The sequence below is a fragment of the Arthrobacter sp. Sr33 genome (assembly GCF_054511195.1).
Genome location: NZ_JBTNDD010000001.1, coordinates 370168 through 383320, shown reverse-complemented (window position 1 = coordinate 383320; position 13153 = coordinate 370168). Strand labels below are relative to the sequence as shown.

Here is a 13153-nt window from a genome sequence, read left to right as displayed (position 1 = left end):
CGATCCGCCGGAGGTAATCCCGCCGTTCCCCACCACGATTCCCTGGCGCACCCATCACGGCGTAGTCTCTGGAGCAGGTCGCCGCTGCCGCGGCGCGTCGATGGGGGAAACATTGAACTGGATCCGCACACACAGGGTATTCGCGGGAGGACTGGGCGCCGCCGTCGTCGGGCTGGCCATGATCATTACAGCAGCGATGACCAGGCCGCCCCTGGAGTTTGGCTGGTTTGCCTACGCGCCGCTGTCAAACTCCGTGCTCCTGCCCGGTCCGACCGCTGGTGAAATCTTCGGGCTGGGTCTTGCTGCGCTCGGGCTGATAATTATCGCCTGGGCACTTGGCAACTTTCGCGGGTGGCGGGCACCATGACCACTTTCACTCTAAAGCCGGTGGCCGTCTGGCTTGTCGCGCTCTCATTTGTGGTGACGCTCGGTGGGGTGTCACTCCTGTTCGGCGCCGCCCCCACCACGCTGCCCCTGCCCACCGGCGTCGGCGAGCAGAGCATCGCCTATTCCTCCGAGTTGGTCATAGCGGTCGACGACGACGCCTCCTCCTTTTCCGACCTGCTCGCCGTGTGCGGTCAAGTGCTGCTGGTCGGTGGGCTGATGGCCAGCGCCGCAGCCGCCGGCCGCCGGCTGGGGAAAGGTCAGCGGGTCATGACTGGGACAAACCCGAGGAAGCCCAGCTCACCGGTGGTGGTGCTGTGGGTGGGCGCCGGTCTACTTCTGGCCGGAGTCCTCATTGCGGTGGGATCGGGACTCGTGCCTGCCCCTCTGGCCTCGCATCCGGGTGCCGTCCACACGCCCTTCGGCAGTGGACTCCCGATCCGGCCGATCGGCACCGCCCTGTTGACCAGCGGGGTCGCCCTCGGCGCCGCGGTCGGCGGCTACCTTTTCGGTTCACGCCGCCGTTAGGTGCTTACTTTCCCCCGGCCAGACCGTTCGCTTCCCTAGCGGACAGGGGCGGGAAACTCAGATCAAACTCTCAGGAAACCGGAGTAACGTCCAAACATAACCGTTGTGGTTGCGGAACTTGTGATCAAGGGAGATGGACCATGAACCGTAAGTGGCGAAACTGGGCGCCGGCCGTAGCAGTGACAGCTGTCATGGGCGCCGGGGTCATCCTGGTCCCACTCACGGCTAACGCCGCGGTCGACCTGCCGGACCTGACCGCCGCCGAGGTACTCGAACTAGCTGCCGGCCACTCGGTGGATGCACTTTCGGGCACCGTGGAGCAGACGTCCGACCTCGGGCTGCCTGACCTCTCCCTGATCAATGGTGCGGGCGGAGGCGGTATGGGGCCCAGCACAGCCCCTGGAACTGATCCCGGCGCCGACGGGGGGTCGGTTCCGACTGCCGAGGGCGCCATGCTGGAAATGCTCACTGCCCCACACACCGCACGGGTCTTCCTTGACGGCCCAACCCAGGCTCGAATCCAGATCCAGGACGAGATGGCCGAACGAAACCTCATCCTCAACGGCGATAAGCTCTGGTTCTACGACTCCGAAGAAAATTCCGCAGTACATTCGGTAATCAAGTCGGCAGACGGAGTGCCGGCTGACCTCCCCGGGGTGCAGACCCCGGACCAGCTCGCCACACTCCTCCTCGAGAAGGCCGACCCGACCACCGAAGTTTCAGTTGGCCCCGACCGGATGGTCGCCGGCCGTGCCGCCTACCAGCTGATCATGACCCCCCGCAGCAACGAAACTCTGGTGGGTTCGATCACGGTCGACGTCGACGCCGAGACGGGCCTCCCGCTCGCGGTCAGCGTCGCTGCCAGTAGCGGAACCACCCCGGCGTTCAGTGCCGCATACACCGAGATCAGTTTCGAGGCGCCCGCTCCCGAGATATTCGACTTCACGCCCCCGGCTGGTGCCACCATCACTGAGGCTCCGGAACACGGCGAATACCGCGAACACGACGACAAACGCGATCATAGCGATGGCAAGCCCGAAGCCACCGACGAGTCAACCGAACCGACTGTCACCGGCACCGGCTGGGGAACCGTGGTGGAGTTTTCCGCCGGGGACTTCCCGACCGGAGACCCCGAGTTGACCGGAATGATCGATCAGCTAAGCACACCGGTCGACGGCGGCCGCCTGATGCAGACCCGACTGCTTAACGTTCTGCTCACCGATGATGGGCGGGTTCTGGTGGGTTCCGTGCCCGCCGATCGTCTCCAGGCAGTTGCCGACGACGAGTGAGCGACGAAACGTTACCGGAGGGCCCTGCCGTTCAGACCAGGGGGCTCTCGAAGCGATTCGGTGGGCAAACAGTCCTGGACGGTATCGACCTGTCAGTACCACGGGGGTCGGTTTTCGGCTTCCTCGGCCCCAATGGGTCAGGCAAAACTACAACGATCCGTATCCTGCTAGGCCTGGCGAGCGCGACATCGGGCGACGTGGAGGTACTCGGGCGCAAGATCCCCAGGTTTCTTCCCGAGGTACTGCCCAGGGTGGGAGCCCTCGTGGAAGGACCTGGGTTTTACCCTTTCCTCTCGGGGCGGGCCAACCTGCACCGCCTCGACGCCGCAGACCGCTTCGTTGACCCGTCGACCCGCCGCGCCCGCACCGCGCAGGCACTGGAACGGGTAGGCCTTTCACAGGCGGCCGACAAAAAGGTGGGGGCCTACTCTCTGGGAATGAAGCAACGGCTAGGGATCGCCAACGCACTGCTGACACATCGGGACCTGATCGTCCTGGACGAGCCGACCAACGGCCTCGATCCCCAGGGCACCCGCGAGGTACGTCATCTGGTCCATTCCCTCACCGCAGAAGGCACCACGGTCTTCGTCTCCAGTCACCTGTTGGCCGAGGTGGAACAGATCTGCTCCCACGTGGCGGTCCTCCGAGCGGGCAAGCTGGTGGCGCAGGGCGAGCTGAGTGAGCTGCGCGCCGCCGGCCAGACCCGGGTGGAGGTACTTACCCCCGACGGCGCGGACTGCCGACAGGTGTTGACCCGGCTGGGATTGACCCCGCAAGAGCCGACACCCAGCCACCACACCCCGGGCGGTTCCGATGTTGCGGTGGGCGCCCCGCTACCCGAGCATTTCCCACCCGAGACCATCGTCGCCGCTCTCGTGGCCGCCGGGGTCCGAGTGAAGGGCTTTACCGTCGATCAGGTGGGGCTTGAGGAACTTTTTGTGTCGCTCACCGGGGAAGGGTTTGACGTTGTCCAATAACGATCCGGCGCACAGCATCGGGCGGCGGCCCGCAACGGGGCTGGTGTTTATGGCTTCGGAACTTTCAATCCTGTTCAGACGACGGCGCACCTGGGCCCTGCTTCTTGCGCTGGCGGCCATCCCGGTTCTGATTGCGGTGGCTGTCCGGCTGACCTCCGGTCCGCCTACGGGGCGCGGCCCGGCCTTCCTTGACCAGATCACCCAGAACGGGTTGTTCGTGGCCGTCGCAGCGATCACTGTCGCTATTCCGCTGTTTCTGCCGCTCACTGTCGGGGTAGTGGCTGGCGATACCATCGCCGGCGAAGCCAGCACCGGAACGCTACGCTACCTCCTGGTGGCACCCGTGGGCCGGGGCCGGCTGCTCGCCGTGAAATTCGCCGGTGCTGTGGTGTTCTGCCTGGCAGCGACACTCGCCGTCGTCCTGGCCGGAACGCTGATTGGCGCTGTCCTGTTCCCAGTGGGGCCGGTGACCCTCCTGTCCGGTGACACCGTGAGCATCGGCGAGTCTCTGCTGCGGTCGGCGTTGATCTGCGCCTACGTCACCGTGTCGCTTACCGGGCTCTGCGCCGTCGGCCTGTTCATCTCGACCCTCACGGATGTGCCGGTCGGCGCGATGGCCGCGACGGTGGTCATCTCGGTCGTCTCCCAAGTGGTGGGTCAGCTTCCCCAGCTGGAACTCTTGCACCCCTGGCTCCTGAGCCACTACTGGTTTGGCTTCGTGGATCTGCTCCGGCAGCCGATCGAGTGGTCCTCCTTCGCCGCGAATGCCCTCCTACAATCGGGTTATGTGCTGGTCTTCGGCGCGCTCGCCTACGGCCGGTTCACCACGCGCGATGTCCTCGCCTGACGGCTGCCCTCATCTTGCTGGATTCCCGATTCCACTGAGTGGAAAGTACGATAGCCTCTAGAAAGTTTCCACCTCGCGGATCAAACCTGTCAGTGGGAGCTCGAGAATTGGGAGTGTCACATGGCTGAGAAAGCAGCAGGCGGCGGGGTACAGTCCGTCGAGCGGGTCTTCGAACTGCTCGAGCTCATCACCGACGCCGGCGGGGAAGTCTCCCTCAGCGAACTTTCCTCCTCGACCGATCTTCCCTTGCCGACCATCCACCGCCTGCTGCGCACCCTGGTCGCCAAGGGTTATGCCCGCCAGCTACCAAACCGCCGTTACGCGCTGGGCCCGCGGCTAATCCGGCTGGGCGAAGGCGCCAACAAACAGCTCGGAGCTCTTGCCCGTCCCCAGCTGAAGAACCTGGTTGACAGTCTGGGCGAGACGTCCAATATGGCAGTCCTGGATTCGGACATGGTCATCTACATCGCTCAGGTGCCCTCCCCCCACTCGATGCGCATGTTCACCGAGGTGGGCCGCCGCGCCCACACCCACGACACCGGCGTGGGGAAAGCCATCCTTGCGCAGTTGAGCAACGATGCGGTGCGCAGCATCGTCGGCCGCGCGGGCATGCCCACGCCGACCGACAGGAGCCTGAAAAACATCGACGAGTTGCTGGCCGAACTGGAGCTCATCCGCGAGCGCGGTTACTCAGTCGATGAGCAGGAGCAGGAACTCGGCGTCAGGTGTTTCGCCATGGCCGTCCCCGACGCGCCGACCCCCAGCGCCATTTCAGTATCCGGGCCGGTCTCCCGCGTCGATGAACGGTTCGCCGAGAAGGCCGTCCCTCTGCTCCGCGAGGCGGTCCGATCAATCGCCGCGGAACTGAATCTGAAGGCCTGACCCGGTGTTTCGGCGACTTCAGACCGGGTTATTTGTAGGGTGAAGCATGGACGCCGTAGCTGCGCTTAATGAAATTGCCTTCTGGCTCGAACGCAAGGCAGCGCCAACCTTCAAAATCAAGGCATTCCGGAACGCCGCCGATCTTCTCGGTGAGCTGTCTTTCGACGAGCTGCTGGCCAGGACCAGAGATGGTCGACTCAAAAGGATGAAGGGCATCGGGGCGCGCACCTTCGAGGTGGTCTCCCAGTCCGTCAGCGGAGAGATCCCCGATTACCTCGCTGAACTCCGCGAACAGTCGGCCATGCCCCTGGTGGAAGGCGGACACTCGCTCAGGGCCGCCCTACGAGGCGACCTGCATAGCCATAGCAACTGGTCCGACGGCGGTAGCCCCATCGAACTGATGGTCCAGGCCGCACAAACCCTCGGCCATCAGTATCTGGCCCTCACTGATCATTCGCCCAACCTCACTATCGCCAATGGGCTCAGCGCCGAACGACTCGCTGAGCAGCTCGATATTGTGGAGCAGATCAACGCCAGCGCCGCCGGGTTCCGGCTGCTGGCCGGCATCGAGGTCGACATTCTTGAGGACGGCACCCTCGACCAGACGCCAGCGCTGCTGGACCGGCTCGACGTCGTCGTCGCCAGCGTGCACTCCAAGCTTCGCTCTGACCGTTCCACTATGACCCGGCGGATGCTCGGCGGGATCCGGAACCCACAGACCAACGTCCTGGGACACTGCACCGGCCGTCTCGTGCAGGGGGCCCGGGGGACTCGCCCGCCGTCGGAGTTCGACGCCGTCCAAGTCTTCGCGGCCTGCGCCGAAAACAACGTTGCCGTGGAGATCAACTCCCGACCGGAACGCCAGGATCCTCCCGATGAACTGATTCGCCTGGCACTGGATGCTGGCTGCCTTTTCAGCATCGACAGCGACGCGCATGCGCCCGGCCAGCTGGATTTCCTGCAGTACGGGGCGGAACGGGCCGAAGCCAATGGCGTTCCAGCTGAGCGCATCATCACTACCTGGCCGGAGGAGCAACTGCTCAGCTGGCTCAACGGCGACTAGGTGAGCCAGCATCGCGGAATGAACCAACCGACAGCACCAGAACTAGCCCAGGGGAAACAGATGGACGTAACACCCAGTACGCCCACCGCAGTCGTGACAGGCGCCGGCTCGGGCATTGGGCGTGCCGTGGCCCGAGAGTTTCTCACCGCCGGGTTCGACGTCGTCCTGGCGGGCCGGAGACAAGCTGCCCTTGAAGAGACCGCAGACGGGCATCCCCGCGCCCATGTGGTGTCCACCGATGTTACCCGGCCCGACGATGTCGACCGACTTTTTTACTACGTCCAGCAGGAGTTCGGGGCCCTGTCGGTGCTTTTCAATAATGCGGGCGTGTTCGGTCCTACGGGCGCCGTTGACGAGATTCAGCTGGCAGAGTGGGCCGACACCGTTGCGGTCAATATCACCGGCGCGTTCCTGTGTGCCGCAGCCGCTGTTCGACTGATGAAGAGCCAGCAGCCACCGGGTGGGCGGATCATCAACAACGGGTCCATTTCGGCTCATTCACCCCGCCCATTGTCGGTCGCCTATACAACCACCAAGCATGCGATTACTGGCTTGACCAAGTCGATCGAGCTGGATGGACGCCCCTTCGGCATCACCTGCGGCCAAATCGACATCGGGAACGCCCACACCCAACTCATGGACACCATCGGCGTCAACGGCGGCGCGTTACAAGCAGACGGCTCCCGCCGACCGGAGCCCACCTTCCCCGTGGCAGAGGCAGCCCGGGCGGTCCTTTTGATGGCTCAACTGCCGGCCTCTGCATCGGTCGGGTCGTTGCTCATCACCGCGAGCGGGATGCCCTTCGTCGGCCGCGGCTGACCCGGGCGCCTTTTGGCCTCTGGGCGGTGCGGCTATGCCAGGAGGTGCAGCGCCGTCAGGAGTACCAGAACCAGTTGGGCGGGTTCCAGGAGTCCGGCACCTCGTGCCCGTTAAACCTCCCGCAAACAGAGCAGGAGTAATTGACGCTCGCTGCAACCAGGTGACCGCCCCCCGCGGGACGACGCGCCGGGACGAAATCCTCATACATCAGGAACTCGTCGGTGTCGCATTCGGAGCACCAGGGCAGGCCCGGGTCACGTTCCCTGACATCGCCTGCGGGCACTCGGGTCCGCTCGGACTCGTATGGATTGAATATTGCCATGGGAATCACCACTCCAGCCAGTGAATAATTGTGCTCCGGTTAATTCCGCCCCTTATGAGTGGACCCCACCCTAGTCCTCTCACGACATTTGGGGAAGAGCCTGTCGTCACCACTGGATTAAAGACTTCTGTTGAAACTTTCACTTTTGACAGGCCTTGGCAGAATAGAGGAATGGTCATCCGCAGCCCCCACACCACCGAGGCCCTTCGCCCAGCCGATGCAGCACCGTTGAACCGTGCCCTCGCCGAAACTGCTGACGTCACCGTATTTGTTGACGGCACCGCGGTGAAACTGCCACCTGCCGCCCGGGATGCTGTCGTCGACGTCCTGCGCCGGCTTGCTGCCGGTGACGCCGTCACCACCACCTCCACTGCCGAGACCCTGACCACTTCACAGGCCGCGGCGGCAGCTGGAATTTCACACACCTATTTACGAAATCTCACTGATGCAGGGATTATTCCGGTCGAATATCGCGGCACCCATCGACGAATTAGATCCCAGGACATTACCAAGTGGCTGGCCACGCAGAAATCAGACAAACGCGGAGAGTCGCCGCGATCAATTACGGGCAGCTAACAGACTGCCAGTACGGGATTAGATCCTGGGACGCCGTGACCATTTCCGCGCCTTGAGGGCTAAATGGAGTTCCAGCCGCACGTGACCGTTCAGCGGGTCCGCGCCGATGATCGACCGGATTCGCGCCAGCCGGTTGTAGACACTACTGCGGTGTAGGTGCAGTTGCGCGGCTACATCCTGAACCGACCCGTTCTTGTCGTAAAGCAACTCCAGGACGGGCAGTAGTTCAGAGTTTTTATCCTGCTCCTCAATTTCGGCGAAGTGGACCGATTTGGCGGATGTCAGCTGCCATCCTCCGGCGGCTAGGAACTGATAGCACCCGGTGGCCCGGTATTCAGTGATCAGACCGAGCCCTCCATCGACCGCCGACGCCTGGACGGCGCGGCGTGCCTGGCTGAAAGCCTTTGGCAGCTCCCGTAGATCAAGCACCCGTTCGCTCAGCCCCAGCAGGGCGCGCCCCACAGCACCGCCTTCACGCTTGGCTTGTTCCTGATCGTATCGGCGAAGGATCTCCGCGTATTCGCCGCCGCCCACGTCACCGGTGAGGAGCAGCACAGCGATGGCCGGAGTCCCGGCGCTGAACAGCACCGACCTCACACCCACGGTGGCCTGCAGGGCGGCGGTGCGGTGGGTCAGCAGGCTCGCGTGGGGGTCGACTGGTTCGGGCAGATCGTTCTGGGCGTAGAGCACCGCTACCTGCCAGGGAGCAGTGTTGTGAAGCTCGGGCCAACCAGCCAGCTCGTCGGTACCAGCCTCGGTCCCGTCACAGGCCGCCAGAAAGATGCTTTCCCTCTTGCGACGGTGTTCGGAGGCTGCCGTGTTGCCTTCCAGTAGTAGTGATGCAAGTCGATCCATGTCAGCACGCACATCCGGGAGCTGGTCGAGAATTGCCTCGGGGGTCGTCTCGTTTGCCTCCTGCTGCACCCAGAGGTAGCCCACCCGGAACCCTCGGACCAGCAAGGGAACGCAGACTCGTCCGAGCATCCCTAGCGACGGGTTGGCTGGCAGCACCACTGGACGGACTGCCGATGAGATGCCGTGCTGCAGTTGCCATTGGCTGACGTCGGCAGGCACCTTCTTGCTCAGCAGGAAATTGACCCTGACCCGGTCAGCGGCGGATTGGTGGCTGCTGTACGCCAGCAGCACGCCGTCGAGATCTTCAAGAGACAGGCCGCGGTTCAGCCGGGCGGCTATCGATTCGACGGCCGCGTCGACCCCGTCTGGCTGCATTGCCTCATGCTACTGGGCGGCGTCACCAAGGAGACAATTGATGCGCAAAAGGTCGACACTTGTCGACGTCGTTAGCTGCTGTTCGTATGGTAGTGAACCAGGTCACATTCCGCACCGGGCCCGCATCCACAGGGATCGTTGACCCAGTCGGGCCATCATCCGTCCCCGGGCGACGATCTAACACGACCGGGGGGCTGCCCGAAGGCTCCTGGTTGTCCGTAGGCTAGGGACCTGGCTATAAGCCACCTCACCGCACCTTGAGAGTGAACGGAGAATCCCGTGATCGTCGGCGTTCCTAAAGAAGTCAAAAACAACGAGTTCCGCGTGGCCATCACCGCCTCAGGGGTGCATGAGTTCCGTACCAACGGGCATACAGTCCTGATTGAAAAAGACGCTGGAGTCGGTTCATACATTACCGACGATGAGTACTCTGCAGCCGGCGCGGAGATTGTCACCTCTGCCGACGAATTGTGGTCCCGGGCGGACCTGGTGCTCAAGGTCAAGGAGCCGATCGCCGAGGAGTATCACCGGTTCCGCGAGGGTCTGATTCTCTTCACCTACCTCCACCTCGCGGCGGAACCCGAGCTGACCCGGGCACTGCTGGACGCGGGCGTAACGGCGATTGCCTACGAAACGGTTCAGGACGGGCGCGCGCTGCCCCTGCTGGCACCGATGTCCGAGGTTGCCGGTCGACTGTCGGTACAGGTGGGAGCTCAGGTCCTGACCGCTCCTGCTGGTGGCCCCGGTCTACTCCTCGGAGGGGTCCCCGGAGTACGCCCAGCGAAGGTAGTTGTCCTCGGCGCCGGCGTAGCCGGCACAAATGCGGCAGCGATGGCGGTGGGCACTGGCGCTGAAGTCACCATTCTCGACATCAACATTGGCCGGTTGCGCGAGTTGGACGCCCTCTACGCGGGCCGGGTCAAGACCGTCGCCTCAAATGCCTTTGAAATCGAGCGAGCAGTGTTGGACGCTGATCTGGTGATTGGTTCTGTCCTGATCCCCGGTGCCCGTGCTCCGAAGCTCGTGACGAACCAAATGGTTTCCCGGATGAAACCGGGAAGCGTCCTTGTGGATATCGCTGTGGACCAGGGTGGTTGCTTCGAGGATTCACATGTGACCACGCACGAGAATCCCACCTTCACCGTGCACAACTCGCTGTTCTACTGTGTGGGGAACATGCCGGGCGCAGTGCCCAACACCTCAACCTACGCACTCACCAATGTGACGCTCCGCTATGCGGTCGCACTGGCGAACCGCGGGGTCCGGGCTGCGTTTGAGTCCGACGCTGCACTGGCGCATGGCCTGAATATTGCCGGTGGACGGGTTGCACACCATTCTGTTTCCGAAGCTCACGGCCTCGACCTTGCCGCTGACTGGCGAGAACTGGTCTGACTCAGCGGAGGTGGGTTGCCTCAATGATCCGCAGGGCAGCAATGCTGTCCTGCGGATCTACGGGCACCGGTGCACCATCGAGCACGGCTGAGGCCATCAGCTCGTAAAACCGCGGGTAAGCGCCCTTCTCCGTGCGCACCTTGGTAGCGTCGGCGTCGAACCCCAGGAGCCCCCAGGCGAGTTCATCCTCGACTCCATAAAGGGAATCTGTGGGCAGCATTCCCGCGATGATCGACGGTTCCTGCACGTCAACACCCCACTTCGAATAGGCCGACTGGGATCCAACGATACGGAACCGGGGGGCAGCCTGTGGTGCCAGGGCGTTCATCCACAGGTGGCTGATGGTCCCGCTGGTGTGCCGCAGGGCGAGGAACGCATCGTCATCCGGCCCACCGTCGCCGCGGTGCGCGGCAAGCTCGGCGTATTGCAGCTCCGCGGGCCCGAATAGCTGCAACGCCTGGTCGATCAGGTGCGGTCCCAGATCGTAGAGTATGCCGCCGCCCTCCCCGGCGACCGCCCCCTTCCACGGTTTGGACACCACAGGTTTGAAGGACTCCATGCGGGACTCGAAGCGGCGTACCGTCCCGAGGGCGCCGTCGTCGATGAGCTTCCGGGCGGTCAGGAAATCGCCATCCCACCTTCGGTTCTGAAAAACGCTCAGCACCGTCCCACGAGACCGCGCCAGTTCGATGAGCCGCAGACCATCCGCCGTGTCGACGACGAAGGGCTTGTCGACGACGACAGCGAGCCCAGCCTCCAAAGCCGCTTGAGCCAGCGGAACGTGAGTGGCCGGCGGAGTGCTGATCACGGCCAGATCGAGCTGACCAGCCAGGGCGAAGGCGTCCGCGGCAGTCGGTACTACGCGGACACCCGGATACCGCACCTCGGCTTCGGCTTTCCTGGCTGGGTCGGAAGTGACGATGATATCGAGTGAGTACCGCGGGTCAGCGTGGATGAAAGGGGCATGAAACACGCGTCCACCAAGGCCGTAGCCGAAGACTGCTGTTCGGATTGTCGTCATGGGCTCAGCCTACCGGGCGGAGTTAAACCCTTCGATCCTCGACTGTTCGATAAACCTCAGCCGCAATGAACACCGCCCGCAGTGAGAATCAGAGGCAGTCAGAACCAGAGGCAGTCAGGACCAGAGGCTGTCCGCCCAGGCGGCATCGCGCAGGTAGTCCCTGGCCGGTCCAACCTCCCACAATTCGCCACGGGAAGCGAGCACACCCTGCACCAGCATGTCCTCAAGGGTGTCCGGTGAGCACCCCAGAGCCTCACTGAGTTCCCGCACATCGGTTGCCAGGATGACATCATTGCTAATCGCCATGGTGCTCTAATCCTTCCGTGGTGCCCTGCTGGTCGGGTCTGGGTCTGGCCTAATTCTGTCGGTAAGTGGGTGACTCGCGTTCGATGCCCCATGACCGGGCGTACAGACCGAGGACTGCCTCTTCACGGGTAGAAAAGCCCAGCCGATTCAGCGTCAGGTGCGCCTGGTAAACGGTCAGGTGCTGAGCGCTGCGGCTCACCTGGGCCTTGTCGGCGCGGTAAAGATAATTGTCGATCCCGCGGGACCATCTGCGACGCCAGTTATGCGCCGCAGATTCGGCAGCGGTGGCCGCCATCAAGCCGTGGAAGGCTGAAGCCCGGACCTCCACCTGTGCCGCCAGGGCCTCACGGACGCCCACCGCGCGGGGGCCCAGGTCAGCGGTGCAGGTTCTGAGGTGACTGTTCCAATAAAAGTCCCAGCTGATTCGCCGCCGGTCAGGCCAACCAGCAGATCGTGGGCCTTTCATCATGCTCCGTGCAGAGTCGAAAAGGATCAGCGCACCGAACGCCGATCGGTTGTGCATCTTGGGGAAACGTCGGCTGGCCCATGAGGCCAGCTCGGAGGAGAGTTCGAAGACCTCTTCAGCAAGTTGGAGACCTGCAACCCCACCGTATTTCTCGAGGTCGGCTTCCAGCTTCCTTCTGATCTCATTGCCACTGGATTTATCGGAGCCCGGGGGCAGCTGGCTGCCCGCTGGTGAGGAGAGGTACTGCCGGACGTGCAACCCAGCCACAGCGCTGGGGTTTGCGCCGCCAAGGTCCCCCGCGGTGGCCCGGGCCCGGAAGGTGGCAAGCGAGGTCTGAAGACTGGCAATTGCGGCGGGACTGGCAAGAACGTGAAGCCGCACCTGAGGCACCGTTGGTTCCTCACCCCGGGTGAAGAACCAACGGCTGGCCCCCAAAAGCTGAGCCTGCGCCGCCAGTGGGGTGACCAGATCTTCAATGATGCCGTCCGCTACATCGAAGCCACCGGTAAAGAGCGAGAGATGCCACCATTGAGTGCTGTTGGCGGTTCGTGAGGCGTTTCGAACTGCAACCAGCTGACTCATAGCTCTCTCCTTCCGGATGTTGGTCACCGCCACTGGGGCGAGTCTAAGTGCTGCCATCCCGACGGGAATCGGTCAAAACAACCTGCTATTTCGGCCACTCCCAGTTGTCTGCCATCACCGTTTTAGGCCATTCCCAGTTCGCCGCGCTGAGCTCGGGACTGGTAGAGGCAACGACACTCATGACGACTAGAAGACCGGCTACTGTGCCGACAATCTTTTTCACGAGAACCCCCCTTGAGTGGCCACATGTGGTGGTGCGTCGGCGGAAGTGATGCCGATACCCACAACCATGAGCCGCTGGCTCTATCGATGTCCAGCCAGATAACCACCCTGTTCTGGACATGGCCTAAAGATGACTAAATGGCAGATTTCTGCCGGCGCAACCAACGCTCGCAAGACCCCAATACCCGCACCCGTCCAAGGGAAATCCGCTCCTGGGGCGGAACCGCGACAGGCATCAAGCACTGTG

The 13153-nt window shown here is 63.3% G+C and carries 15 protein-coding genes; 10 read left to right on the top strand and 5 right to left on the bottom strand.

The window, feature by feature from the left end; all coding sequences use genetic code 11:
- Window positions 1-112: 112 nt before the first annotated feature.
- From ACX80T_RS01955 to ACX80T_RS01920, 8 genes are all read left to right on the top strand, one after another.
- Window positions 113-367 (top strand): hypothetical protein, encoded by a 255-nt coding sequence (locus ACX80T_RS01955; protein WP_207771301.1) that lies wholly within the window; start codon window positions 113-115, stop codon window positions 365-367.
- The gene (locus ACX80T_RS01950; RefSeq protein WP_133185406.1) at window positions 364-912 is read left to right on the top strand and encodes a hypothetical protein; all 549 of its coding nucleotides are present in this window, start codon (window positions 364-366) and stop codon (window positions 910-912) included. Before ACX80T_RS01955 ends, ACX80T_RS01950 begins: the two co-directional genes overlap by 4 nt.
- Before the next feature lie 140 nt (window positions 913-1052).
- Complete coding sequence (locus ACX80T_RS01945) at window positions 1053-2201, top strand: LolA family protein (RefSeq protein ID WP_459303555.1); 1149 nt, start codon at window positions 1053-1055, stop codon at window positions 2199-2201.
- Window positions 2198-3178 (top strand): ABC transporter ATP-binding protein, encoded by a 981-nt coding sequence (locus ACX80T_RS01940; protein WP_019482154.1) that lies wholly within the window; start codon window positions 2198-2200, stop codon window positions 3176-3178. The genes ACX80T_RS01945 and ACX80T_RS01940 overlap by 4 nt, the downstream gene beginning before the upstream one ends.
- Window positions 3162-4025 carry an ABC transporter permease gene (locus ACX80T_RS01935; RefSeq protein ID WP_459303554.1) on the top strand — a complete coding sequence of 288 codons (864 nt, stop codon included), beginning with the start codon at window positions 3162-3164 and terminating at the stop codon, window positions 4023-4025. Before ACX80T_RS01940 ends, ACX80T_RS01935 begins: the two co-directional genes overlap by 17 nt.
- Window positions 4026-4145: 120 nt before the next feature.
- The gene (locus ACX80T_RS01930) at window positions 4146-4907 is read left to right on the top strand and encodes an IclR family transcriptional regulator (protein WP_116777989.1); all 762 of its coding nucleotides are present in this window, start codon (window positions 4146-4148) and stop codon (window positions 4905-4907) included.
- Between the two features lie 46 nt (window positions 4908-4953).
- Window positions 4954-5970 carry a PHP domain-containing protein gene (locus ACX80T_RS01925; RefSeq protein WP_116777990.1) on the top strand — a complete coding sequence of 339 codons (1017 nt, stop codon included), beginning with the start codon at window positions 4954-4956 and terminating at the stop codon, window positions 5968-5970.
- A gap of 60 nt (window positions 5971-6030) precedes the next feature.
- The gene (locus ACX80T_RS01920) at window positions 6031-6789 is read left to right on the top strand and encodes an SDR family oxidoreductase (RefSeq protein ID WP_116777991.1); all 759 of its coding nucleotides are present in this window, start codon (window positions 6031-6033) and stop codon (window positions 6787-6789) included.
- Window positions 6790-6844: 55 nt separating this feature from the next.
- Here ACX80T_RS01920 and ACX80T_RS01915 read toward each other — a convergent pair whose 3' ends face one another.
- Window positions 6845-7111, bottom strand: coding sequence for a hypothetical protein (locus ACX80T_RS01915; protein WP_019482149.1), 267 nt, complete (start codon window positions 7109-7111; stop codon window positions 6845-6847).
- 171 nt (window positions 7112-7282) lie between these two features.
- On the opposite strand from ACX80T_RS01915, the gene ACX80T_RS01910 reads away from it, so the two are divergent.
- The gene (locus ACX80T_RS01910) at window positions 7283-7687 is read left to right on the top strand and encodes a helix-turn-helix domain-containing protein (RefSeq protein ID WP_116777992.1); all 405 of its coding nucleotides are present in this window, start codon (window positions 7283-7285) and stop codon (window positions 7685-7687) included.
- 18 nt (window positions 7688-7705) lie between these two features.
- Here ACX80T_RS01910 and ACX80T_RS01905 read toward each other — a convergent pair whose 3' ends face one another.
- Window positions 7706-8917 carry a PucR family transcriptional regulator gene (locus ACX80T_RS01905; RefSeq protein ID WP_116777993.1) on the bottom strand — a complete coding sequence of 404 codons (1212 nt, stop codon included), beginning with the start codon at window positions 8915-8917 and terminating at the stop codon, window positions 7706-7708.
- 279 nt (window positions 8918-9196) lie between these two features.
- On the opposite strand from ACX80T_RS01905, the gene ald reads away from it, so the two are divergent.
- Window positions 9197-10309 carry an alanine dehydrogenase gene (gene ald, locus ACX80T_RS01900; protein ID WP_116777994.1) on the top strand — a complete coding sequence of 371 codons (1113 nt, stop codon included), beginning with the start codon at window positions 9197-9199 and terminating at the stop codon, window positions 10307-10309.
- A 1-nt stretch (window position 10310) separates the two neighbouring features.
- Here ald and ACX80T_RS01895 read toward each other — a convergent pair whose 3' ends face one another.
- From ACX80T_RS01895 to ACX80T_RS01885, 3 genes are all read right to left on the bottom strand, one after another.
- On the bottom strand, window positions 10311-11330 hold the full coding sequence (locus ACX80T_RS01895) for a Gfo/Idh/MocA family protein (RefSeq protein ID WP_024476009.1): 1020 nt from the start codon (window positions 11328-11330) through the stop codon (window positions 10311-10313).
- Window positions 11331-11444: 114 nt separating this feature from the next.
- Complete coding sequence (locus ACX80T_RS01890) at window positions 11445-11636, bottom strand: hypothetical protein (RefSeq protein ID WP_019482144.1); 192 nt, start codon at window positions 11634-11636, stop codon at window positions 11445-11447.
- Window positions 11637-11685: 49 nt separating this feature from the next.
- The gene (locus ACX80T_RS01885) at window positions 11686-12684 is read right to left on the bottom strand and encodes a lantibiotic dehydratase C-terminal domain-containing protein (RefSeq protein ID WP_024476008.1); all 999 of its coding nucleotides are present in this window, start codon (window positions 12682-12684) and stop codon (window positions 11686-11688) included.
- Window positions 12685-13153 lie beyond the last annotated feature (469 nt).

What these genes read in the sequence shown, in the direction of transcription:
- ACX80T_RS01950 (WP_133185406.1), top strand. Translation starts at nt 364, where the DNA reads ATGACCACTTTCACTCTAAAGCCGGTGGCCGTCTGGCTTGTCGCGCTC.
- ACX80T_RS01945 (WP_459303555.1), top strand. Translation starts at nt 1,053, where the DNA reads ATGAACCGTAAGTGGCGAAACTGGGCGCCGGCCGTAGCAGTGACAGCT.
- ACX80T_RS01930 (WP_116777989.1), top strand. Translation starts at nt 4,146, where the DNA reads ATGGCTGAGAAAGCAGCAGGCGGCGGGGTACAGTCCGTCGAGCGGGTC.
- ACX80T_RS01925 (WP_116777990.1), top strand. Translation starts at nt 4,954, where the DNA reads ATGGACGCCGTAGCTGCGCTTAATGAAATTGCCTTCTGGCTCGAACGC.
- ACX80T_RS01920 (WP_116777991.1), top strand. Translation starts at nt 6,031, where the DNA reads ATGGACGTAACACCCAGTACGCCCACCGCAGTCGTGACAGGCGCCGGC.
- ACX80T_RS01915 (WP_019482149.1), bottom strand. Translation starts at nt 7,111, where the DNA reads ATGGCAATATTCAATCCATACGAGTCCGAGCGGACCCGAGTGCCCGCA.
- ACX80T_RS01910 (WP_116777992.1), top strand. Translation starts at nt 7,283, where the DNA reads ATGGTCATCCGCAGCCCCCACACCACCGAGGCCCTTCGCCCAGCCGAT.
- ACX80T_RS01905 (WP_116777993.1), bottom strand. Translation starts at nt 8,917, where the DNA reads ATGCAGCCAGACGGGGTCGACGCGGCCGTCGAATCGATAGCCGCCCGG.
- ACX80T_RS01895 (WP_024476009.1), bottom strand. Translation starts at nt 11,330, where the DNA reads ATGACGACAATCCGAACAGCAGTCTTCGGCTACGGCCTTGGTGGACGC.
- ACX80T_RS01890 (WP_019482144.1), bottom strand. Translation starts at nt 11,636, where the DNA reads ATGGCGATTAGCAATGATGTCATCCTGGCAACCGATGTGCGGGAACTC.
- ACX80T_RS01885 (WP_024476008.1), bottom strand. Translation starts at nt 12,684, where the DNA reads ATGAGTCAGCTGGTTGCAGTTCGAAACGCCTCACGAACCGCCAACAGC.